Below are 20,205 nucleotides of genomic sequence, written 5' to 3' on the forward strand. Positions count from 1 at the left end.
GAAGCGTGCAGGTCGCGTCGCTTCGCGGCCGCCACCCGTGGCCCGCACGGACAAAAAAGCCCGTCCTCGACGGGCTTTTCTTATGGTGCGAGAGCCTGCGCCAGTGCCACGTATTCGGCCACAGGCACCTCTTCGGCGCGCCGCTGTGTTTCGAACTTTCCGTCGAACTCATGCTGCTCCAGCCATTTGCCCAGGCTATGACGCAGCAGCTTGCGGCGTTGGCTGAAGGCGACCTGCACGATCTCGCCGAGCCGGGCGGGGTCGACCGATGGCGGCTCGACCAACGGCACCATGCGCACCACGGCGCTGTCCACCCGCGGCGGGGGATCGAAGCTCTCCGGCGGAACGAACAGCACGTTTTCCATCGCATAGCGCCACTGCAGCATCACGCTCAGGCGCCCGTAGTCCGAGGTCGCCGGCTGCGCGGTCATGCGGTCGATGACTTCCTTTTGCAGCATGAAGTGCTGGTCGGCGACCAGGTGCGCAAAGTCGAGCAGGTGGAAAAGTATCGGCGTCGAGATGTTGTAGGGCAAGTTGCCGACCACGCGCAGCGCGGTGGCTGGCGGCACGGCCAAGCGGGCGGCCAATGCTGCGAAGTCCACCTTCAGGACGTCCGATTCGATCACGTCGAGCTGGCCGTGCGCGCGCAGCCGCTGCGCGAGGTCGCGGTCCAGTTCAATCACCGTCAGCCGCCCGAGGCGCTCGACCAGCGGCTGGGTCAGCGCCGCGAGGCCAGGGCCGATCTCGACCATCGCATCACCGGGCCTCGGTGCGATCTCGCGCACGATCGCATCGATGATGGCGGCATCGGAGAGGAAATGCTGCCCGAAGCGCTTGCGTGCAATGTGCTTCACCGACAGCCGCCGCAGCGCCTTGTCATCTCGTTCGCCAGGCGTGCCTTCACGCCCCTCACGGCAGAAGGAAGCTGGGATTGAGCGTCATTGTTGCGGCGCCTCGCGGTACTCGACGTAAGCGCGCGTGCGCAGTTCCTGCGCCCAGGTCTCGTAGGCTTCTTCCAGCTTCTTCTCTCGCAGCACGGCACGGGCGGCTTCGCGCTGTTCGGTCTGGCTCAGCTTGGCGTCGCGCCGAGCGACGACCTGGATCAGGTGCACGCCGAAACGGGAGACGACGGGATCGCTGACCTGCCCCGGCGCCAGCCGATTCATGGCCTCCTCGAACTCGGGCACGAACTGGCCGGGGCGCGACCAGCCCAGGTCGCCGCCTTCCTTGGCACTGGCATCCTGCGAATTCTCGCGGGCCAGCCCTGCAAAATCGGCACCCTTTTGGATGCGCTCCTTGAACTCCGCCAGCTGCGCCACCGCCTGCGCCGTGGTGCGCTTCGGATCGTTGCGCAGCAAAATGTGGCGCACCTGGGTCTGCGTGACGACCGCGTCGGCCGAGCCGGGTTGGCTCTTGGCCAGGACCTTGAGCACGTGGAAGCCTGCGCCGGAGCGGACCGGCCCTGCGATCCCGTTCACCGCGGTCGATTGGGTCGCCTCGACGAACAGGCTCGGATAGCGGTCGGAGCTACGCATGCCCAGCACACCGCCGTTGGCGCGCTCGGGCGAATCGGAAAACTCCTGGGCGAGCTTGGCGAAGTCCTCGCCAGCGCGCGCCCGCTGGGCGATGCCCTGGGCGCGTTGCTGCAACTGCGCGACCTGCGCCTCGCTCGCGTTCTCGGGCACCGCTACAAGCACCTGGGCGATATTGATGTTGGAAGGCACCGCGGCATTGCCGCCGCTGCGCTGCTCCCGCAGGAACTGGTCGATCTCGACATCGCTGATCTTCACCTTGGCCTCGATCTCGCGGTCGCGCAGGCGTGTCAGCAGGAGCTGGTCGCGCAGGTCATTGCGGAAGGTCTGCACCGAGATGCCCTCGCCTGAAACGCGGCTGCGCAGCTCGGTCAGGCTCATCTGGTTCTGCCGTGCAACGGTCTGCTCCGCCTGGTCGATGGCGAGCTCATCGACCTTGATGCCGGCGTCCTTGGCCGCTTGCAGTTGGGTGCGTTCGGCGATCAGCCGGTCCAGCACCAGCCGCGTGAGCTCCGCTCTCGGCACACGTTGCGCCTCGGCGTTCTCCTTGAGGAGGCGCTCGACCCGCGACTGCACGTCGGTATTGGTGATGGGCTCTGAATTGACCAGCGCCACGATGTACTCGGCCGAGCGCTGGGTGGCCGGCGCCGCAGGGGCTGGAGCGGCGCGCGGCACTGTCGGGGCCGGCACGAGGCGCGGGCCCGCGCGCATGATGTCGGTGATGCCGACGCCGGGGCGCGAGCCCCCCTGTCCTTGCGCACCGGCCGCCGCGGCCAGCGTTGCGAGGCACGCCAGGGTGAGGATGGAGCGGATGTGATTCATGGCGAGGAGGGGCTCAGTCGTAGTTGGTGAAGCGGCTGGGGGCAACGAAGGGTTGCCGCAAGGGCTGGTAGCGCTGGATGTTCTGGGTCAGGGTGCGCATGGGACTTGCTCCGATGGCGGCGAAGCCGACGAATTCGAGCTGGAACATGATGCGCGTATTGGCCGTGGCTTGGCCAGTGGTGAGGCGTTCCAGGACGACGCGCCCGATCCAGCAGCAGCCGTCGTACTCGAGACCAAGCACGCCGTCCGTGAGCTTGCGATCCTGCAGGCTGTAGTTGAGCCGGCCCACGGCATACCAACGCCCGCCACCCTGGCCCCGCCCCGGGCCGAGGTCCTTGCCTTTGTCGCCCCAGAGGTCATTGAGCGGCCACTGCCAGCTCACGTCGAGCGACTTGTTGCCGTCGTTGAGCGTCGGGGTCGAGTTTGCCTGATAGCGGTAGGCCGCGGAAATGTTGCGATAAGGCCCCGGGTTGTAGCGCGCACTCAGGGCCGTGCGGGTCGACTTGTGGTCGTCGGGGTTGTATTGCACGGTGCCGTCCACGCTCCACCGCGGCGTCCAGTTGATCTGGGCACCGAAAAGCAGGTCGCTGACGCGGTCGGTCACGGCGGTGGTGCCTGGTAGCGTGACGCGCTGGTCCTTGAAGCGCAGCCGCTGCGCGACGCCGAAGCGTGCCGCCTCGGCGCCGCTCTCGGGATCGATGAGCCGCGAGGTCACCCCGACCGTGAGCGTGTTGCTGTCGGAGATGCGGTCGTTGCCGGAAAAGGCGTTCTCGGTGTAGACGGTCGCAAAGTTGAAATCGTTGGCCGCCGAGTCGTAGTTCGGCAGCAGGCTCTGGTCGCGGTAGGGCGTGTAGACGTAGAAAGCGCGCGGCTCCAGCGTCTGGCGGAAAGCGCGCCCGAAGAAGCTGGCGTCGCGCTCGAAGATCATGCCGCTGTCGAGGCTGAAGGTGGGCACCGTGCGGCTGGCCGAGTTCGCGCCGTTGGCGAGCGGCGCATCGAATTGGTAGCTGGTCGTATGCAGTTGGATCTTCGGAACGACGAAGGTGCCCGGCGTGAGGAACGGGCGGCTCAGCGCAGCCTGCGCGTACACCCGTTCACCATTGGGCTGCCTCTGCTGCACCGGGTCGCCACGGAAGCGCGTGTAGTCGGTGTTGAGCGAGAAGTCGAAGCCGTGCCAGTCGTACTTGTAGTAGTTCGCGGTGATCTGCGGCAGGCGGTCGTAAGGCGGGATGATCGGTGAGAGGTCGTATTGCAGCGTCTGGTATTTCAGCGTGCGCACAACGCCGTTCCAGTCGCCCTTGGTCCAGTTCAGCGAGGCATCGTTCGAGAGCAGTCGGGTCGTGAGCGAGGGCGTGCGCGTGAAGTCGCGCCAGTAGTCGTCGTCGCTCACGCGATTGAATCTGATCGAGGCGCTCAGCAAGTCGAGCCCGAGCGGCTTGGGGTCGAAGGTCTGCGTATGGTTCGTCCAGATGCCCCAGCGCTTGCGGTTGCGCAGGCTGTCGGTTGGCATGTAGTCGACCCGCATGTCGCCGCTGTAGTCCTTCTCGAGGTAGCGGAACTCGCTGCCGAGATTGATGCCGCGCTTGCCCATCAACTCGGGGTAGAAGGTCGCGTCGCGATTGGGCGCGATGTTCCAGTAGTAGGGCACCGTGACGTCTACGCCGTTGACGCTGCTCACGCCGATGGTCGGCGGCAGGAAGCCGCTCTTGCGGTCGTTGCTGAGCGGAAAGCTCAGCGATGGGAAGGGCGGCGTCGTGATGCCCATGAAGCTCATCCGCGCATCGGTGGCGACGCCGACGTTCTCCTCGGTGTCGGTCGTCAAGGTGGCGGCGCTCAGGATCCAGGCCGGCATCCAGCCTGGATAGTCCTCGCGCCTGCAGGTGGTGTAGGTGCCCTGGCGGGCGATCGACACGTTGCTGTCGACGAAATCGATCCGCTCGGCGTCGCCCTGGCCACCCGAGGCCAGGAAGCGATAGTGCACCTTGTTGAAGAAGCCTTCGAACGTCTCGAGCTTGAGCTCCAGCTGAGGACCCTCGTAGACATTGCCGGCCTGGTTCACACGCACATTGCCGCTGGCCTTGGCGAGATCCTCGGGCTGGTAGTACTCGAGCCGGTCGGCGTGGATCACCGTGTCGCCGCGGCGCAGCGAGGCATTGCCTTCGACCACGGTTTCGAGGTCGGTTCGGCCGGATATGCGGTCTCCATCGACGAAGGTCGGCAGCTCGCCGCGCTGGGTCTTGGGAATCGTCTCCAGCAGTTGCGGCGTGCGTTTCAGCGTGATCGGCGCGTCCAGGCCGGCGTCCTGTGCCGAGGCGCCCTGGGCTTGCAGCAGCGCTAGCGTCAACAAGGCCAGCGGCAGAGGCGGTCGGCACCGGCGCCAGTCAACTCGGGTCAGGTCAGGCATCGGTACGAAAGGGGATCTTCGGGGGATAGGCGCCGGAGGGCCCGGAGTTGCGGCAGTCCGCGCCGGGTGGATTTGTAGAATCGATTATCCATGACAGCTTCCCTGCCCCCGGACAGCGGCGCCGCACCGCCATTCCCAACGATCAGCTGGAGCGATCCGCAACGCGCCCAGGCCTTTGCGCAGTGGTTGGCCGCAGTAGGACCGCGGCACCGGCTGCTGCCGGCAACGGTGCGATTGGCCTCGGCCGATGCGAGCTTCCGGCGCTACTTCCGCATCGATACGGAGGACGCGGCGGCCACGCGCATCGTGATGGACGCGCCCCCCGCCCAGGAGAACAGCGCCCCCTTCGTACAAATCGCCCGTTTGATGCGCGATGCCGGCCTGACCGCGCCGCAGGTGCTCGAGTGGGACGAACCTCGGGGTTTCCTGCTCCTGGACGATCTGGGCCGCCAGACCATGCTCGACGTGATAGACCCGGCCGATCCGGAGGCCGCGCGCACCCTGTATGTCCAGGCGGTCGATGCCCTGATCCAGTGGCAGCTGGCATCCAGGCCGCAGGTGCTGCCGCCATACGACCGCGCGCTGCTCGAGCGGGAGCTGGCGCTGTTCCCCGACTGGTACGTGGCTCGGCATCGAGGTGTGGCAGTCGAAGGCGCGCTGCACGATCGGCTGCAACGCAGCTTCCAGCTGATCGTCGAGAACAACCTGTCGGCGCCAAGCGTCTACGTGCACCGCGACTTCATGCCCCGCAACCTGATGATCACGGGCGGACCGGCGCTCGGCGTGCTGGACTTCCAGGACGCCGTGCACGGCCCCATTACCTACGACATCGCGAGCCTGATGCGCGACGCCTTCCTGAGCTGGGAGGAAGACTTCGTGCTCGACCTTACCGTGCGCTACTGGGAAAAGGCGCGCAAGGCCGGACTGCCCGTCGACGAAGACTTCGGCGCCTTCTACCGCAAAGTCGAATGGATGGGCCTGCAGCGCCACCTCAAGGTGGCAGGTATCTTCGCCCGGCTGACGCTGCGCGACGGCAAGCCGCGCTACCTGGCCGACACCCCGCGCTTCATCGCCTACATCCGGGCGACCGCGAGCCGTTATCGCGAGCTGACGCCGCTCCTGCGCGCCATCGACGAGATCGAAGGTACCCAGCCGATCAGCGGCTTCGCATACGGGCGGATGTGACGCCGCGCTTCCACTGCACCACCGCTCTGGCCGCGCAAGGCGCGATGGCGCTCCCGGCCGGTGCGGCGCGCCATGTCCAGGTGCTGCGGATGCAGCCCGGCGATCCGCTCACGCTCTTCGACGGCAGCGGCGGCGAGTACGCAGCCACGGTCGATCGCATGGGGCGCAGCGAAGTGACGGTGCAGGTCGGCGCACACACGCCGATCGAGCGCGAGGCGCCGCGGGCCGTACACCTGGCGATCGGAATGCCGGCGAACGAGCGCATGGACTGGTTGGTCGAGAAGTCGACCGAACTCGGCGTTGCGAGCATCCAGCCACTGATGACCGCCCACGGCGTGCTGCGGCTGGCTGGCGAGCGCGCCGACAAGAAGCGGGCGCACTGGCAGGCGATCGCCATTGCGGCTTGCGAGCAATGCGGCCGCAATCGGGTACCGCTGGTGCACCCGGTGCGCGCATTGGCCGCGTGGATCGAATCGCCGCCCATCGACGATGCCGAGCGCTTCGTGCTGAGCCTCGCCGAGGGCGCCCGCAGCCTGCACGACCTCCGTGACGGAGTCCCGGCTGCCGGCCTGCGCGGCGCGTGCGTGCTCAGCGGCCCCGAGGGCGGGCTGAGTGCAACCGAAGAGCGCGATGCGGCCGCGCGCGGCTTCGCACCGCTCACACTCGGCCCGCGCGTGCTGCGCGCCGAGACCGCGGCGCTTGCGGCGCTTGCATTGCTGGCGCACCCTTGACCAGAATCCTTCGGCCGCTCTCTCAACCCTTCGCTTCCTATCCCACCCATGCCATTGCTCTCGCCTGCGCCATTCCGCCTCGCGCCTATTTTTCTCGCCGCACTGTGCATCGCGGGCCATGTCCAAGCCCAGGGCACGGCCGTGGCGCCGACCCCGACGCAGGTCAAGCCAGCCGTCGACCAGGCCTACACGCAGTTGCTGGCAGCACCAGCCGTCAAGCAATTGCTCGAGGCGGTGAAGGCCGATCACGAGCGCTCGGTCGAAGACCTCCGGATGCTCACCGAGATCGAGGCACCCCCTTTCAAGGAGCAGAAGCGTGCGGAGGCCTTCCTTGCGCGCATGAAGGCCCTGGGCCTCGCCGATGCGCACATCGACGCCGAAGGCAATGTGGTGGGTCTGCGCAAGGGCACGGGCAACGGCCCCAAGCTGCTGATCTCGGCTCACCTCGATACGGTCTTTCCCGCCGGCACCGACGTCAAGGTGAAGGAGCGCGAGGGCAAGCTCTACGCGCCCGGCATCTCGGACGACACGCGCGGCCTGGCGGTACTGCTGTCGTGGCTCAAGGTGCTCAACGACAACAAGGTCCAGACCGTGGGCGATCTGCTCTTCGTCGGCAATGTGGGCGAAGAGGAACTGGGCAACCTTCGCGGCATGAAGGCCATCTTTCGCGATCATCTCGACATCGACGGCATGGTGGGTGTCGAGCCCGCGCCCGACGGCACGGTGCTGGTGCTGGGCACTGCAAGCCACCGCTACGAGGTGAACTTCAAGGGCCCGGGGGGCCACAGCTACGCGGCGTTCGGCCAGGTGCCCAGCGCCATCCATGGCATGGGCCGCGCGATCGCCAAGATCGCCGAGATCAAGACGCCCAGCTTTCCCAAGACCACCTTCACCGTGGGCACCGTCGGAGGCGGCACCTCGGTCAACACCATTGCGCCCGACGCCCGCATGGCGGTCGACATCCGGTCCGATGACATGGGCGCGCTGCTCGAGACCGAGAAGAAGGTGCTGGCCGCGATCGACGAAGCGGTCGCGGAAGAGAACAAGCGCTGGAACGTCACCACGCTCAGCGTCAGCAACAAGCTGATCGGTGACCGGCCGGGCGGCCGCACGCCGTCGGACTCGGTGATCGTCGAAGCCGCGGTGCGCGCCAACAGCGCCTTCGGCCACAAGACCTTGCTGACGGGCGCCAGCACCGACGCCAATGTGCCGATGTCGCTGGGCATTCCCGCCATCATCGTCGGCGGCGGCGGCAAGACCGGTGGCTTCCATGCGCTGTCCGAATGGATCGACGTCACGGAGGGCTGGAAAGGCGCGCAGAATGCCCTCGCGACCGTGCTCGGCCTGGTCGGCGTGCAGGGCGTGAGCGAGCCGCTGCTTCCCAAGCGTCCGCCACGTCCGAAGTCGTAGTCGGCGCTCAGACCCTCACACCCATTCACTTCAGGAGCCCACCATGGGACTGCTCGATCCGGTACTTGGACAAGTGCTCGGCGGCGCGCACCCGCAGCAGCCCCAGGCCGGAGGCTTGACCGGCCTTGATGAGTCCGGTGGAAGCCATGCAGGCGCGCCCGGCGGGCTGCTCGCCGACAACGGGGAGGCGGGGCGGACTCGGAGGACTGGTTTCCAAGTTCGAACAGGCCGGCCTGGGCGACGTGATCGGCTCGTGGGTCCACAAGGGCTGAGCTGGCTTTGTCGATGAATCGCAATCTCTGGCTGCTCGCCGCCTGCCAGGGCTTGTTCCTGACGAACAACGTCGCCTTCATTGCGATCAACGGGCTGGTTGGACTGGCGCTGGCGCCGCGCGGCTGGATGGCCACGTTGCCGGTGATGGGGTATGTGGTCGGTGGGGCGCTCGCTACCGGTGTAGTGGCGCGCACGCAGCAGCGTTTCGGGCGTCGCCGCTCTTTCCAGATCGGACTGGCGGTGGCCCTGGGGTCGGCGCTGCTGTGCGCGCAGGCCGCGCTTTGGAAAGACTTCTGGCTCCTGTGCGCCGCCACTGTCGTGGCCGGCTACTACAACGCGAATGCCAGCCTCTATCGCTTTGCCGCAGCCGAGCTTGCGGCGCCGGCATGGCGCGAGAAGGCGGTGTCGCTGGTCATGGCGGGCGGGCTGATCGGTGCCGTGGCAGGCCCCAACCTCGCGGCCGTCACGCGCACTTGGTTCGAGGTGCCTTTCGCGGGGGTGTATCTCGCGCTGGCCGCGGTCGCGCTGCTCGCGATGGTCCTGATGCACTTCATCGATTTTCCCGCTCGCCCCGCCAGAAGCGCGGCAGCGGCAGGCCGTCCTCTCGGCGAGATCGTGCGCCAGCCGGTGTTCATCGTCTCCGCCCTGGCGGGCGCTCTCGGCTACGGCGTGATGAACTTGCTGATGGCGGCCACGCCGATCGCGATGCAGGTCTGCAGCCTGCCCTTCGACGACGTGGCGCTGGTGCTCGAATGGCATGTGATCGGCATGTTCGCACCGGGCTTCTTCACCGGCCACCTGATCCGCCGGTTCGGCGCGCTACCGGTGATGGGCGTGGGCCTGCTGCTCAACCTGGGCTGCATTGCCATCGCCTTGTCGGGCGTCGAGCTGCACCAGTTCGTCGCCGCGCTGTTCTTGTTGGGCGTGGGCTGGAACTTCCTCTTCACCGGCAGCACGACTCTTTCACTCTCGGCGTACACGGCCGAGGAGAAAGACCGTGCGCAAGCTGCACTCAACTTCTGCGTGTTCGCGACGCTGGCCGTGAGCTCCTTCGCCTCCGGCGTGCTGGTCACGACGCAGGGCTGGCGGCTGCTGAACCTCGGCTCGCTGCTGCCTGTGCTGCTCACGGGCGCGGCACTGCTGTGGCTGGCGCACAGGCGGCGCGCAGCGGCAGCGGCGGCTTAGGCCGCGCCGGACATCAATCCAGCCGCAAGCTGGGGCAGAAAGCTCAAGCGGCGGCCGCTTGGGCGACCGGCAGCGCGGCTATCACCTCGGCCACTGCAGCAGTCAGCTTCTTGGCATAGGGCACGTGCAGGAACTCGTTGGGCCCATGCGCATTGCTCTTGGGGCCGAGCACGCCGCAGACCATCATCTGCGCTTTGGGGAAGCCGACGCTGAGCATGTTCATCAGCGGAATGGTGCCGCCTTGACCGATGTAGCCACAGCTCGCCCCGAAGTGCGCCTGCGATGCGGCATGGAGCGCGCGCTCGAACCAGGGTGCAGTCGAAGGTGCGTTCCAGCCTGTCGCCCCGCCATTGCTCTCGAAGGTGACCTTGGCCTGGTAGGGCGCGTTGTCTTCCAGCAGGGTTTTGAGTTCCTGCACGGCACGGGCGGCATCGACCAGCGGCGGCAGGCGCAGCGACAGCTTGAAGGCGGTGTAGGGCCGCAGCACGTTGCCCGCGTCTTTCAAGGCCGGGAAGCCCTCGGCGCCAGTGACCGAAAGCGTCGGCTTCCAGGTGCGATTGATCAGGGCCTCCACCGGGTCGGTGGTGGTCGGCAGCGCGAACGCCGTCGCACCGCCGCAGTCGTAGTGCGCCCAGGGGAAGCGCTTGTAGACCTCGTCGCCGAGGATGGCGGCGGTAGCCTTGGCCTGCTCCAGCCGATCGGCCGGCAGCTCACAGTGGAAGCTCGCGGGCAACAGGCGGCCGGTCTTGCTGTCCTCGAGGCGGTCAAGCACCTGACGCATGATGCGGAAGCTCGAGGGCACGAGGCCCGAGGCGTCGCCGGAGTGCACGCCCTCGGTCAGGACCTCGACCTTCAGTGTGCCGCTCGCCATGCCGCGCAGCGAGGTTGTGAGCCACAACTGGTCGTAGTTGCCGGCGCCGGAGTCGAGGCAGATCACGAGCCCGACTTCGCCGAGGCGAGGCCGCAGGGCGTCGACATAAGGGAGCAGGTCGTAGGAGCCGGACTCCTCGCAGGTCTCGATCAGGCCAACTACGCGCGGATGCGCAGCGCCTTGCGCCTTCAGCGCCTGCAATGCAGCAACGCTTGCGTACACCGCGTAGCCGTCATCCGCCCCGCCGCGACCGTAGAGCAGGCCGTCCTCGTACTTGGGCGTCCATGGGCCGAGGTCGCTGCGCCAGCCAGTGAACTCGGGCTGCTTGTCGAGGTGGCCGTACATCAGCACGGTGTCCTTCATGTCGGTGCCGGTAGCGGGCACCTCGAAGAAGAGCACCGGGGTGCGTCCTTCGAGCCGGACGATCTCCAGCTTGAGACCCTCGACCTTCTGCGCCTCGACCCACTGGGCCGCGTTGCGCAGCACGGTTTCGAGGTAGCCGTTCTGCACCCAGTCCTTGTCGAAGCCGGGTGACTTGGCCGGGATCGCGATGTACTCGCTGAGCTGGCGAACGATGTCCTGATCCCATTTCGTCGAGACATCGGACAGGGCGCGCTCGGCGTCGAGCAGGCCGGAAGGCATTTCGCGGTGCAGGGGAGCGTTCATGGGTTTCTCCGCGTGTGGGAACTGGCAAGGGGCCTCGCGAATTATGGGCGCATGCCGCGCGCGCCGCAGCCCTTTGGGCTAATCTCTGCCGGCTTCGCAGTGGCATCTCGATCGGAGGCAGATTTGAGCAGCAGCACGAACAAGCGCATTCGCGTCGGCATCGGTGGTTGGACCTACGAGCCCTGGCGCAACAACTTCTATCCCGAAGGGCTGCCGCACAGCAAGGAGTTGCACTACGCCAGCCGGCAACTCACGGCGGTCGAGGTCAACGGCACCTACTACAGCAGCTTCAAGCCGCCGACGTTCAAGAAGTGGCACGACGAGACGCCCGAGGACTTCATGTTCTCGTTGAAGGCCTCGCGTTTTGCCACCAACCGCAAGCAGTTGTCGACCGCCGGGGAATCGGTGTCGCGCTTCGTCGAAAGCGGAATCGCGGAACTTGGCGACAAACTGGGCCCGATCGTTTGGCAGTTCATGCCGACCAAGGCTTTCGACGCCGAGGACTTCGAGGCCTTTCTCGCGCTGCTGCCGAGGAAGGAGGGCAGCCGTACGTTGCGCCACGTGCTGGACGTGCGGCACCCGAGCTTCATGACGCCGGAATACGTGGCACTGGCACGCAAATACCATGCGGCAACGGTGTTCACCGACTCTGACAAGTTCCCGTCCTTTGCCGACCTGACGAGTGACTTCGCGTACGCACGCCTGATGATGAGCGACGCTGAACAGAAAACCGGCTATGCCTCCAAGGCACTCGATGCCTGGGCGGAAGTGGCAGAGACCTGGGCCCGCGGCGGCCAGCCCGAGGCGCTGCCTTGCGTCGAGGAGCGCGCGAAAGCGACCAAGAGTACGAAGGGCGCCAAGAACACGCGCGACGTCTTCGTCTACTTCATCAACGGCGCAAAAGAAAAGGCACCGGCGGCTGCCGGTGCCTTGATCCAACGCCTGAGCAGCTGAATGGAGGCCGCGGCCTCAGGCAGCAGCTTGCAGCGCCGGCTTGCTTCCGGTGCTGCTTCCGGCGGCTGCGCCGAAGCTGATCTCACCGGAGAGCTGGCCGCCTTCTTCGACCACGATCTTGCCGTAGCGGATCTTGCCGGTGACCTTGCCGGTGGAATGGATGACGAGCTTTTCGCGCACCGTCAAATTGCCGTCGAAGAGACCGCGGATTTCCGCGATGTCGATCTCGGCCGAGCCCTTGAAAGCGCCCTGCTCGGCGATCTGCATGACGCGGGAGTCCATGGTGGCCTCGACCAGGCCTTCGACCACGAGGGTGTCGCAGTCCGTGATCTCCACGCCCTTGAGCTTGATGTTGGGGCCGACGGTGAGCTTGCTGCCGCCTTCTTTCACTGCCGCGCTGGTCGCCGATTGTGCCGAAAGGTTGGCGGGGGTCACGGGTGCACCCGACAGGTTGGTGCCGGAGCCCACCAGCGGCGCGGGACGAGAGACAAGGGGTTCGGTTTCGCGATCACGCTTGCCGAAGAAGGGGGACTGTGTGGCCAATGGGAAGCTCCTCAAAAGGGCTCATCGTAAGAACGCGCTCGTAACTCTCTGCACTTCATTGCGCAAGAAGCGTAACTGAATAAGTCTCGAATGGCTATCACTGGGAACTTTCGTCTGCGTTGGCGCGCATCCACAATGGGCGGACCCTCACTTTCCGCGATCGAACGATGCTGGCAACCCATTCACCCGCCGCCGCAGCTGCCGAGCCGCTCGAAGGCGATACACGCTTCGGCAAGCCCGAGCACGGCTGGCGACGCACGCTCTTTTCAGTGATCTTCGAGTCCGAATCGCCGGCAGGCCGACTCTTCGACCTGGTGTTGATCGCGGTGATCCTGATGAGCGTGACGGTGGTGATCCTCGACAGCGTGGCATCGGTGAGGGAGCGCGCAGGACAGGTGTTCGGCGTCCTGGAATGGATCTTCACCGCGCTCTTCACGCTCGAATATCTCGGGAGGCTTGCCTGCGTGCAGAGGCCGCTTCGCTATGCCATGAGCTTCTATGGCGTGATCGATCTGCTCGCATTGCTGCCCACCTTCCTGGTCGTGCTCACACCGGAGTTCGCCTACCTGATCGATGTGCGCGTCCTGCGGCTGGTGCGCGTGTTCCGGATCTTCAAGCTGTCGCGCTACTCGGTCGAGTACCGCGTGCTGGTAAGCGCAGTGGCCGCCAGCCGCCGCAAGATCACCGTCTTTGTCGGCTTCGTTATTCTGGTGGTGCTGGTCATGGGCACGCTGATGTACGTGGTCGAAGGCCCAGTGCACGGATTCACCAGCATTCCGGTCGCGGTGTACTGGGCGATCTCGACCATGGCGACGGTGGGCTTCGGCGACCTGGTGCCGAAGACCGATGTGGGTCGTGCCATTGCTTCCGTGATGATGCTGATCGGCTGGGGCGTGCTCGCTGTCCCGACCGGCATCGTGACGGCCGAAATGGCGCGCCGCGGACCGGACGAAGGCTCGGTCCCGGTCGCCCCGCGCGGTGTGTTCTCCCTGGCGGTGCCCGAGACCGCGACCCCGCGGCGGCGGCTCACGCCGGCGGCCAGGCGGCGCGCCCTTGCGCAACGCGTCGACCGCCACAACGAAGCCGGCGGGCGGCGAGGGTTCAGCGCTCGCGCTCGAACTTGAAGACCGCAGTGGCGGCGCGTGCGTTTGGAAGCCAGCGAACCTCGGCACCTGCCTGCAGGCCGAAGGCATCGAGCACGCGCAGACGGTTCTTGCGCGCCAGCACCTCGAAGTCCTTGAAGGTGCCCACGCGAATGTTGGGCGTGTCGTACCACTGGTAAGGCAGGCGCCGCGTCACCGGCATGCGGCCGCGCACGATGCTGATGCGGTTCGGCCAGTGCGCGAAGTTGGGAAAGGCGACGATGCCGATGCGGCCCACCCGCGCCGTCTCGCGCAGCATCACCTCGGCGTTGCGAAGATGCTGCAGTGTGTCGATCTGCAGCACGACGTCGAACGATGCGTCGTCGAACATGGCGAGGCCCTCGTCGAGGTTGAGCTGGATCACGTCGACGCCGTGGCGAATGCACTGCAGCACATTGCCGTCGGCAATCTCCACGCCGTAACCGCTGCAGCCGCGTTCGCGCTGCAGCAGATCGAGCAGGGCGCCGTCGCCGCAGCCGAGATCGAGCACGCGTGAGCCTTCGGGCACGAGCCGGGCGATCAGGCGCTGGGTTTCCAAGTCGCTCACAGGGCACCCTTCGAGCCGCGGTGCGCGGTGCCATGAACCATCGCAGTGGCCATGCAGCTCATGCCGACACCTCCTCCTTGGCGATACGTTCGAAGTACGCGCGCACGACGCTCATGTAGCGAACGTCGTCGAGCAGGAAGGCGTCGTGCCCGTGCGGCGCGTCGATCTCGGCGTAGCTGACGCTGCGACGGTTGTCGAGCAGCGCCTTCACGATCTCGCGGCTGCGCGCGGGCGCGAACCGCCAGTCCGTCGTGAAGCTCACGAGCAGGAATCGGGCGGTGGCCGGTGCAAGCGCGGCCCTCAGGTCCCCAGCATGTAAGCGGGCAGGATCGAAGTAATCGAGCGCGCGCGTGATCAGCAGGTAGGTGTTGGCATCGAAGTACTCGCTGAACTTGTCGCCGTTGTAGCGCAGGTAGCTTTCGATCTGGAACTCGACCTCCTGGGTCGAGTAGAGGAAGTCCGTACCGGCCAATTCGCCCTCGACGGCACTGCGAAGCGCGCGCCCGAACTTCTCGTTCATCAGGTCGTCGCTCTGGTAGGTGATGTGGCCGATCATGCGCGCGATGCGCAAGCCACGCTTCGGGATCACGCCGTGCTCGTAGAAGTGGCCCCCGTTGAAGTCGGGGTCGGTCACGATAGCGCGGCGGGCGACCTCGTTGAAGGCAATGTTCTGCGCCGTCAGGCTGGGGGCGCTGGCGATCACGACTGCGTGGCGCACGCGCTCGGGGTATTGCAATGTCCACGACAGCGCCTGCATGCCGCCCAGGCTGCCGCCCATCACCGCCGCCAGCGTGTCGATGCCGAGCGCGTCGAGCAGGCGGGCCTGCGCGCGCACCCAGTCCTCGACGGTCACCACGGGGAAATCGGCGCCGTAGATGCGCCCGGTGGAAGGATTGACATGCATCGGGCCGGTGGAGCCGAAGCAGGAGCCGAGGTTGTTGACGCCGATCACGAAGAAGCGGTCGGTGTCGACCGGCTTGCCCGGGCCGATCATGTTGTCCCACCAGCCCTCGGACCTGTCCTGGCCCGCATACACGCCCGCGACGTGGTGCGAGGCGTTCAGCGCATGGCACACCAGCACCGCATTGCTGCGTTGTGCGTTGAGCGTGCCGTAGGTTTCGTAAGCCAGGCTGTAGCCGGCGATGCTCGCTCCGCTGCTGAGCGGCAGCGGGGCAGGGAAAGACATCGATTGCGAAGAGACGACCAAGGACATGAAAAAGAAAAACCCGGCCTCGCCAAAAACGAGCCGGGTCCGGCATCCGTCTTTAGCAGCATTTGTTAAGCGCCCGCAAGCTGGAGCAAATCGGCGCGTCGGACGAGTATATGCCGCTCAACCCCACCCGATCAATGCGCCCACGCCCAGCAGCAGGAACAGCACGGCGGAGACGCTGTGCACCAGCTTGATGGGCACGCGCTTGACGATGCGCTCGCCCAGCCACACCACCGGGGCGTTGGCCAGCATCATGCCGAGTGTGGTGCCGAGCACGACCCACGCATACGCGTCGACGTAGCGCGCGGCAAGCATGACGGTGGCGATCTGCGTCTTGTCTCCCATCTCGGCAAGGAAGAAGGCGATCAGCGTGGTGCCGAAAACGCCGAAGCGCGACGCCTTCGGCAGCTCGTCGTCATCGAGCTTGTCTGGAATCAGCATCCACAGGGCCATTGCGATGAAGGAGCCTCCAAGGATCCAGCGCAGCAAGTCGGGCCCCAACGTGTGGGTGACCCAGTTGCCCACCGCTCCGGCCAGCGCGTGGTTGACGACCGTGGCCGCAAAAATGCCGAGCACGATCGGCCAAGGCCGCCGAAAGCGAGCGGCGAGCACGAGGGAGAGCAGTTGGGTCTTGTCGCCCATTTCGGCGAGTGCGACCACGCCGGTCGCGACGAGAAAAGCTTCCATGTGAAAGGGATTCCTTGGGCCGAAGGACGCAATTGACCGTGCAGCACCTTCGGCCACATCCGAAGCTGCACGGTCAAAGGTCTCGCCAGGCTGAACACTGTCTGCGCCATGTCGGGCCGACGGCCAGACAAGTCTGTTGACGCACACCCTTCTCGCGATGGAAGGCGGCTACTCCCCAATGACCCGGGCGATTTTAGCCCTGCGCAAGACCTAGTTTGTGAGCGTGTGCCAACTTCCCAAATATTTATATTGGCGGCGGCCTTGCGGGCAAATTCCTACTTGCACGCCAATCATTTCACCCATAATGCACGAGCCTCTCACTTAAGTTCTAGGGGGGCGGCGATTCGGTGATCGGTCAGTTTCGCGCGGCCCAGCGGCTTATTTGTGGGTGGTGCTCCCGGGACTCCATCGCTTTTTCTTTGTGTTTATTAGGAGTCCCTTCATGGGCAACAAACTGTACGTCGGCAATCTGCCCTATTCGGCACGCGACGGCGATCTGGAGCACGCCTTCAGCCAGTTCGGCACCGTGACCAGCGCCAAGGTCATGATGGAGCGCGACTCCAGCCCGCCTCGGTCCAAGGGTTTCGGCTTTGTTGAAATGGGCAGCGACGCGGAAGCGCAAGCGGCCATCCGGGGCATGAACGGCCAGGACATGGGCGGCCGCAGTGTCGTCGTCAACGAAGCGCGTCCCATGGAAGCGCGTCCGCCGCGCAGCGGCGGTTACGGCGGCGGTGGTGGCTACGGCGGCGGTGGTGGTGGCGGCGGCTACGGTGGTGGCGGCGGCGGTGGCCGCAGTGGCGGTGGTGGTGGCTATGGCGGCGGTGGCGGTCGCAGTGGCGGCGGCTACGGTGGTGGTGGCGGTGGGGGCGATGGCGGTTTCCGCAGCCCCTACGGCGCTGGACCCCGTGGTGGTGGCCGCGGGGGCTACGGTGGTGGTAGTGGCGGCGGCAACAGCGGCTATTGATTACGCCCGCATGCTTCACGAAAGGCTCCCTCGGGAGCCTTTTTCGTTCTGGGGACGAGCTTCACCTTTCAGGCAAAGGCGCCGAGCTCAATCTCCGCGCCGCTTTTTCCGGCCGCGGCCCTGGACGGCGAGGTCGAACAGGGCATTGGGCAAGAGCCGCATCAGCTTGGCGGCGACGCCCATCTGCCAAGGAATCACACGGTAGCTGACGCCCGCCTCGATGGCACGGAAGGCGCGCTCGGCGAACACCTCGGGCTGCAGCAGAAAAGGCATGCCGTAGCGATTGCCCTGGGTGAGCGGCGTATCGACGTAGCCCGGCAGCAGCGTGACGACCTTGACGCCGCTCGCGCGCAGTTCGCCTCGCAGGCTCTCGCAATAGGCCACCACGCCCGCCTTGCTGGCGCAGTAGGCCCCGTGGCCGGGCAAGCCCCTGATGGCCGCGACGCTTGCGATCCCCACCAGCCGGCCGCTGCCGCGCGCCCGCATGGCGGCGACGAATGGGTGGAACGTGGCAGCCAGGCCGACGTTGTTGATGGCCAGCGTTTCGGCCAGCACGTCGAGGTCGCGGCGATCTTCGGTATCGATGCCGATGCTGATGCCTGCGTTCGCGATGACCACATCGGGCACACCCCGGCGCTCCATACAGGCGGCGCCTGCAGCCACGATGCTGTCGATCTGCGCAACGTCGGCCCGATAGACCTCGCAATCGTCGCCGCTGATGCCGCGGGAAGCGGCCCAGGCCTCGACCTCGGCGGTCCTTCGCGCGGCGAGAGCGAGGCGGTACCCTGCCTCGTTAAAGCGCGCCGCCAGCGCTTGGCCGATGCCGCTCGACGCTCCGGTAATGAAGGCCAGCGGCTTCAACGCTTGATTCCGGGCGCGGAAGGCATGAGCAGGCCTTTGACGCGCCCATGCAGGTTTGCCACACCTGTGAGGTTGTCGTAGTCCATCGAATCGGCGGTGAACCGGTCGGAGCCGCGGATCAGCGTGACGGGCTTGTGCGATCTGACCCGCTCGGTATCGAGGAACGCATGAAGGAACTCGCCACGGAACTCCAGCCTGGGCATGGGCTTGCCGTCCGCTGCCGTGGCCGCTTCCCTCACCACGATCGCATTGCCGAAAAGCTGGATCTCGCTGCCGTCGGCATTCGACAGGCCCCGGTTGGCAGTGGCGCGCGTGGTCAGGCCCTCGGGCGAGACGGAGCGCACGCGCACCTGGTCGACCTCCATCGTGTCCGTGTCCGGATAGTGCCGACCCTCGGTGCCGAACAGCTCGCTGCGCAGCTCACCGCTGGGCAGAAAGTTCTTGATCACAAAATCGCGCATGAAGTAGTCGGGCTCGTGCTTCGGCGCCTCCCTGGGCACGGGCTCGAGCAGCTTCGGCGCGTTGCGCACCAGCCAGTAGGTGCCCAGCGCAAGCAGGGCCGTGAGGATGATCGGCAGGTAGATCGTCACCCTGTCGAAGGTGTCGCGCAGCAGGCTCAAGGCCGCCTTCGTCCTCATGCAGCGGGACCTCGTGCGATGTCGAGCAGGCGACGGTAATGGCCCCCTGCCGTGAGCAGCAGATCGCAGAATTCGCGCGCCGCACCCTCGCCGCCGCGAGCCGAAGTCACATGATGCGCGACCGCGCGAACTTCGGCGTGCGCGTTGGCGGGCGCGGCAGCGAAGGCCGCGCGCGCGAGCACCGGCAGGTCCGGCCAGTCGTCTCCAATGGCGGCGGCCTGCGCCCACTTGAGGCCGAGCAGCGCAAGGATGGCCTGCGCGGCAGGCAGCTTGTCCTCGGTGCCGTAGCGCACATGCTCGACGCCCAAGGCTTGCAGCCGCAGGCGCAGCGGCTTCGAGTCCCGGCCGGTGATCACCGCCGGCACGATCCCTGCCAGACGCAGCAGCTTGAGGCCATAGCCATCGAGGATGCTGAAACGCTTGAGCGTCTCGCCCTGCTCACTGAAGTAGACACCGCCATCCGTCAGCACGCCGTCGACATCGAAGAAGGCGACACGGATGTCCTGCGCGGCGAGCAAGGTCTCCGCCTTGAATTCGAGAGTCATCAGATGACTTTCGCGCGCATCAGGTCGTTGATGCTGAGCGCACCGATCAACACACCGGCGGCGTCGACCACCAGCACGCTGGTGATCCTGTGCTGCTCCATCAGCTCGGCAGCCTCCGCAGCCAGCGCATCGGCGCGCAGCGTGCGCGGGCCGGCGTGCATGGCATCGACCGCGGTCAGCGCGCGCAGATCCGCGCCGGTCTCGATCTGGCGGCGCAGGTCGCCGTCGGTAAAGATGCCGATTGCGCGGCCCTCGCGATCGACGATCGCGGTGGCGCCCAGGCCCTTGGAACTCATCTCGCGCATCAGCTCGCTGAAGCTCGCATCGGGCCCCACCCTCGGCACCGCATCGCCGGAACGCATGACGTCACCGACGTGGGTGAGCAGCTTGCGGCCCAAGGCGCCGCCCGGATGGGAGCGCGCGAAGTCCTCGGTGCCGAAGCCGCGGGCATCGAGCAGCGCGACCGCCAGCGCGTCACCCATGGCCATCTGGGCGGTGGTGCTGGCGGTCGGCGCGAGGTTGAGCGGGCAGGCCTCTTTCTCGACGCCGCTGTCGAGCACGATGTCGGCATGGCGGGCCAGCGTGGAATCGCCACGGCCGGTGATGGCGATCAGCGGCACGCCCTGCCGCTTGACCACCGGCAGGATGACCGTAAGCTCGTCGACCTCGCCGCTGTTGGAGATGGCGAGCACCAGGTCGACAGGCTTGATCATGCCGAGGTCGCCATGGCTGGCCTCCGCCGGATGCACGAACATGGCGGGCGTGCCCGTGGATGCGAGCGTGGCCGCGATCTTGCGGCCTACATGGCCGCTCTTGCCCATGCCCATGACGACCACGCGGCCGCGCACTTCAAGGATCTTCTGCACGGCCTCCACGAAGCTGGCGCCGATGCGCTCCTTGAGCCCGAGAACGGCAGCAGCTTCGATGTCGAAGGTGGTGCGGGCCCGCGCGAGCATTGCGTCGGAAGAGGCCTCGAGGGCCGGGTTTGGGCTGATGCGCATCGCGGGATTTTATCGGCCGGCCACGAACGCAGGC

General features: G+C 66.4%; 21 protein-coding genes and 1 riboswitch. Of the genes, 8 read left to right on the forward strand and 13 right to left on the reverse strand.

Annotated features, from left to right (window positions below; translation table 11 throughout):
* Window positions 1-80: 80 nt before the first annotated feature.
* From rsmA to E5CHR_RS30425, 3 genes are all read right to left on the reverse strand, one after another.
* Complete coding sequence (rsmA, locus tag E5CHR_RS30415; protein ID WP_162583462.1) at window positions 81-854, reverse strand: 16S rRNA (adenine(1518)-N(6)/adenine(1519)-N(6))-dimethyltransferase RsmA; 774 nt, start codon at window positions 852-854, stop codon at window positions 81-83.
* An 84-nt stretch (window positions 855-938) separates the two neighbouring features.
* Window positions 939-2,354 (reverse strand): peptidylprolyl isomerase, encoded by a 1,416-nt coding sequence (locus tag E5CHR_RS30420; protein ID WP_162583463.1) that lies wholly within the window; start codon window positions 2,352-2,354, stop codon window positions 939-941.
* Between the two features lie 13 nt (window positions 2,355-2,367).
* The gene (locus E5CHR_RS30425; protein ID WP_162583464.1) at window positions 2,368-4,758 is read right to left on the reverse strand and encodes an LPS-assembly protein LptD; all 2,391 of its coding nucleotides are present in this window, start codon (window positions 4,756-4,758) and stop codon (window positions 2,368-2,370) included.
* A gap of 90 nt (window positions 4,759-4,848) precedes the next feature.
* On the opposite strand from E5CHR_RS30425, the gene E5CHR_RS30430 reads away from it, so the two are divergent.
* From E5CHR_RS30430 to E5CHR_RS30440, 3 genes are read left to right on the forward strand one after another with little or no spacing between them, the layout of a single operon-like run.
* Window positions 4,849-5,943 (forward strand): aminoglycoside phosphotransferase family protein, encoded by a 1,095-nt coding sequence (locus E5CHR_RS30430; RefSeq protein WP_162583465.1) that lies wholly within the window; start codon window positions 4,849-4,851, stop codon window positions 5,941-5,943.
* Window positions 5,940-6,674, forward strand: a complete 735-nt coding sequence (locus E5CHR_RS30435) for a 16S rRNA (uracil(1498)-N(3))-methyltransferase (protein ID WP_269474072.1) — start codon at window positions 5,940-5,942, stop codon at window positions 6,672-6,674. The genes E5CHR_RS30430 and E5CHR_RS30435 overlap by 4 nt, the downstream gene beginning before the upstream one ends.
* A gap of 48 nt (window positions 6,675-6,722) precedes the next feature.
* The gene (locus E5CHR_RS30440; protein WP_162583466.1) at window positions 6,723-8,084 is read left to right on the forward strand and encodes a M20/M25/M40 family metallo-hydrolase; all 1,362 of its coding nucleotides are present in this window, start codon (window positions 6,723-6,725) and stop codon (window positions 8,082-8,084) included.
* Between the two features lie 25 nt (window positions 8,085-8,109).
* Here the strand turns inward: E5CHR_RS30440 and E5CHR_RS32015 are convergent, their stop codons facing one another.
* A complete protein-coding gene (locus E5CHR_RS32015) occupies window positions 8,110-8,232 on the reverse strand; it encodes a hypothetical protein (RefSeq protein WP_269474073.1) in 123 nt (40 codons plus the stop codon).
* Between E5CHR_RS32015 and E5CHR_RS31900 the strand changes: the two genes are divergently transcribed.
* Together E5CHR_RS31900 and E5CHR_RS30445 are read left to right on the forward strand one after the other, a co-directional pair.
* Complete coding sequence (locus E5CHR_RS31900; protein ID WP_232062339.1) at window positions 8,231-8,356, forward strand: YidB family protein; 126 nt, start codon at window positions 8,231-8,233, stop codon at window positions 8,354-8,356. The genes E5CHR_RS32015 and E5CHR_RS31900 overlap by 2 nt on opposite strands.
* A gap of 13 nt (window positions 8,357-8,369) precedes the next feature.
* Window positions 8,370-9,542 (forward strand): MFS transporter, encoded by a 1,173-nt coding sequence (locus tag E5CHR_RS30445; protein ID WP_162583467.1) that lies wholly within the window; start codon window positions 8,370-8,372, stop codon window positions 9,540-9,542.
* 43 nt (window positions 9,543-9,585) lie between these two features.
* Here the strand turns inward: E5CHR_RS30445 and E5CHR_RS30450 are convergent, their stop codons facing one another.
* Entirely contained in the window at window positions 9,586-11,079 is a 1,494-nt protein-coding gene (locus tag E5CHR_RS30450; RefSeq protein WP_162583468.1) for a M20 family metallopeptidase, read from the reverse strand.
* A gap of 123 nt (window positions 11,080-11,202) precedes the next feature.
* Between E5CHR_RS30450 and E5CHR_RS30455 the strand changes: the two genes are divergently transcribed.
* Window positions 11,203-12,033 (forward strand): DUF72 domain-containing protein, encoded by an 831-nt coding sequence (locus E5CHR_RS30455; RefSeq protein ID WP_162583469.1) that lies wholly within the window; start codon window positions 11,203-11,205, stop codon window positions 12,031-12,033.
* A gap of 15 nt (window positions 12,034-12,048) precedes the next feature.
* Here E5CHR_RS30455 and E5CHR_RS30460 read toward each other — a convergent pair whose 3' ends face one another.
* Window positions 12,049-12,576, reverse strand: a complete 528-nt coding sequence (locus E5CHR_RS30460) for a bactofilin family protein (protein ID WP_162583470.1) — start codon at window positions 12,574-12,576, stop codon at window positions 12,049-12,051.
* Window positions 12,577-12,743: 167 nt separating this feature from the next.
* On the opposite strand from E5CHR_RS30460, the gene E5CHR_RS30465 reads away from it, so the two are divergent.
* Complete coding sequence (locus E5CHR_RS30465; protein WP_162583471.1) at window positions 12,744-13,700, forward strand: ion transporter; 957 nt, start codon at window positions 12,744-12,746, stop codon at window positions 13,698-13,700.
* Here E5CHR_RS30465 and metW read toward each other — a convergent pair.
* From metW to E5CHR_RS30480, 3 genes are all read right to left on the reverse strand, one after another.
* Window positions 13,678-14,265, reverse strand: coding sequence for a methionine biosynthesis protein MetW (gene metW, locus E5CHR_RS30470; RefSeq protein WP_162583472.1), 588 nt, complete (start codon window positions 14,263-14,265; stop codon window positions 13,678-13,680). The genes E5CHR_RS30465 and metW overlap by 23 nt on opposite strands.
* A 58-nt stretch (window positions 14,266-14,323) precedes the next feature.
* Window positions 14,324-15,451, reverse strand: a complete 1,128-nt coding sequence (gene metX, locus E5CHR_RS30475; protein WP_443083105.1) for a homoserine O-succinyltransferase MetX — start codon at window positions 15,449-15,451, stop codon at window positions 14,324-14,326.
* Window positions 15,452-15,595: 144 nt separating this feature from the next.
* Window positions 15,596-16,162 carry a TMEM165/GDT1 family protein gene (locus E5CHR_RS30480; protein WP_162583474.1) on the reverse strand — a complete coding sequence of 189 codons (567 nt, stop codon included), beginning with the start codon at window positions 16,160-16,162 and terminating at the stop codon, window positions 15,596-15,598.
* Window positions 16,163-16,167: 5 nt separating this feature from the next.
* Window positions 16,168-16,351, reverse strand: a riboswitch (yybP-ykoY riboswitch).
* 253 nt (window positions 16,352-16,604) lie between these two features.
* On the opposite strand from E5CHR_RS30480, the gene E5CHR_RS30485 reads away from it, so the two are divergent.
* A complete protein-coding gene (locus E5CHR_RS30485) occupies window positions 16,605-17,126 on the forward strand; it encodes an RNA recognition motif domain-containing protein (RefSeq protein ID WP_162583475.1) in 522 nt (173 codons plus the stop codon).
* A gap of 87 nt (window positions 17,127-17,213) precedes the next feature.
* On the opposite strand, the gene E5CHR_RS30490 is transcribed toward E5CHR_RS30485, so the two are convergent.
* The 4 genes from E5CHR_RS30490 to E5CHR_RS30505 are packed head-to-tail and all read right to left on the reverse strand — an operon-like array spanning window position 17,214 to window position 20,171.
* The gene (locus E5CHR_RS30490; protein ID WP_162583476.1) at window positions 17,214-17,987 is read right to left on the reverse strand and encodes an SDR family oxidoreductase; all 774 of its coding nucleotides are present in this window, start codon (window positions 17,985-17,987) and stop codon (window positions 17,214-17,216) included.
* Window positions 17,984-18,625 (reverse strand): LPS export ABC transporter periplasmic protein LptC, encoded by a 642-nt coding sequence (lptC, locus tag E5CHR_RS30495; RefSeq protein WP_162583477.1) that lies wholly within the window; start codon window positions 18,623-18,625, stop codon window positions 17,984-17,986. Before lptC ends, E5CHR_RS30490 begins: the two co-directional genes overlap by 4 nt.
* Entirely contained in the window at window positions 18,622-19,170 is a 549-nt protein-coding gene (locus E5CHR_RS30500) for a KdsC family phosphatase (RefSeq protein ID WP_162583478.1), read from the reverse strand. Before E5CHR_RS30500 ends, lptC begins: the two co-directional genes overlap by 4 nt.
* Window positions 19,170-20,171 carry a KpsF/GutQ family sugar-phosphate isomerase gene (locus E5CHR_RS30505; RefSeq protein WP_162583479.1) on the reverse strand — a complete coding sequence of 334 codons (1,002 nt, stop codon included), beginning with the start codon at window positions 20,169-20,171 and terminating at the stop codon, window positions 19,170-19,172. The genes E5CHR_RS30500 and E5CHR_RS30505 overlap by 1 nt, the downstream gene beginning before the upstream one ends.
* Window positions 20,172-20,205 lie beyond the last annotated feature (34 nt).

This window comes from Variovorax sp. PBS-H4 (assembly GCF_901827205.1).
Classification (GTDB): domain Bacteria; phylum Pseudomonadota; class Gammaproteobacteria; order Burkholderiales; family Burkholderiaceae_C; genus Variovorax.

Excerpts from the sequence above, each read along its gene's own strand:
- E5CHR_RS30420 (WP_162583463.1), bottom strand. The coding sequence starts at position 2,354 with ATGAATCACATCCGCTCCATCCTCACCCTGGCGTGCCTCGCAACGCTG.
- E5CHR_RS30425 (WP_162583464.1), bottom strand. The coding sequence starts at position 4,758 with ATGCCTGACCTGACCCGAGTTGACTGGCGCCGGTGCCGACCGCCTCTG.
- E5CHR_RS30430 (WP_162583465.1), top strand. The coding sequence starts at position 4,849 with ATGACAGCTTCCCTGCCCCCGGACAGCGGCGCCGCACCGCCATTCCCA.
- E5CHR_RS30440 (WP_162583466.1), top strand. The coding sequence starts at position 6,723 with ATGCCATTGCTCTCGCCTGCGCCATTCCGCCTCGCGCCTATTTTTCTC.
- E5CHR_RS31900 (WP_232062339.1), top strand. The coding sequence starts at position 8,231 with ATGCAGGCGCGCCCGGCGGGCTGCTCGCCGACAACGGGGAGGCGGGGC.
- E5CHR_RS32015 (WP_269474073.1), bottom strand. The coding sequence starts at position 8,232 with ATGGCTTCCACCGGACTCATCAAGGCCGGTCAAGCCTCCGGCCTGGGG.
- E5CHR_RS30445 (WP_162583467.1), top strand. The coding sequence starts at position 8,370 with ATGAATCGCAATCTCTGGCTGCTCGCCGCCTGCCAGGGCTTGTTCCTG.
- E5CHR_RS30450 (WP_162583468.1), bottom strand. The coding sequence starts at position 11,079 with ATGAACGCTCCCCTGCACCGCGAAATGCCTTCCGGCCTGCTCGACGCC.
- E5CHR_RS30465 (WP_162583471.1), top strand. The coding sequence starts at position 12,744 with ATGCTGGCAACCCATTCACCCGCCGCCGCAGCTGCCGAGCCGCTCGAA.
- metX (WP_443083105.1), bottom strand. The coding sequence starts at position 15,451 with ATGTCTTTCCCTGCCCCGCTGCCGCTCAGCAGCGGAGCGAGCATCGCC.
- E5CHR_RS30480 (WP_162583474.1), bottom strand. The coding sequence starts at position 16,162 with ATGGAAGCTTTTCTCGTCGCGACCGGCGTGGTCGCACTCGCCGAAATG.
- E5CHR_RS30485 (WP_162583475.1), top strand. The coding sequence starts at position 16,605 with ATGGGCAACAAACTGTACGTCGGCAATCTGCCCTATTCGGCACGCGAC.
- lptC (WP_162583477.1), bottom strand. The coding sequence starts at position 18,625 with ATGAGGACGAAGGCGGCCTTGAGCCTGCTGCGCGACACCTTCGACAGG.
- E5CHR_RS30500 (WP_162583478.1), bottom strand. The coding sequence starts at position 19,170 with ATGACTCTCGAATTCAAGGCGGAGACCTTGCTCGCCGCGCAGGACATC.
- E5CHR_RS30505 (WP_162583479.1), bottom strand. The coding sequence starts at position 20,171 with ATGCGCATCAGCCCAAACCCGGCCCTCGAGGCCTCTTCCGACGCAATG.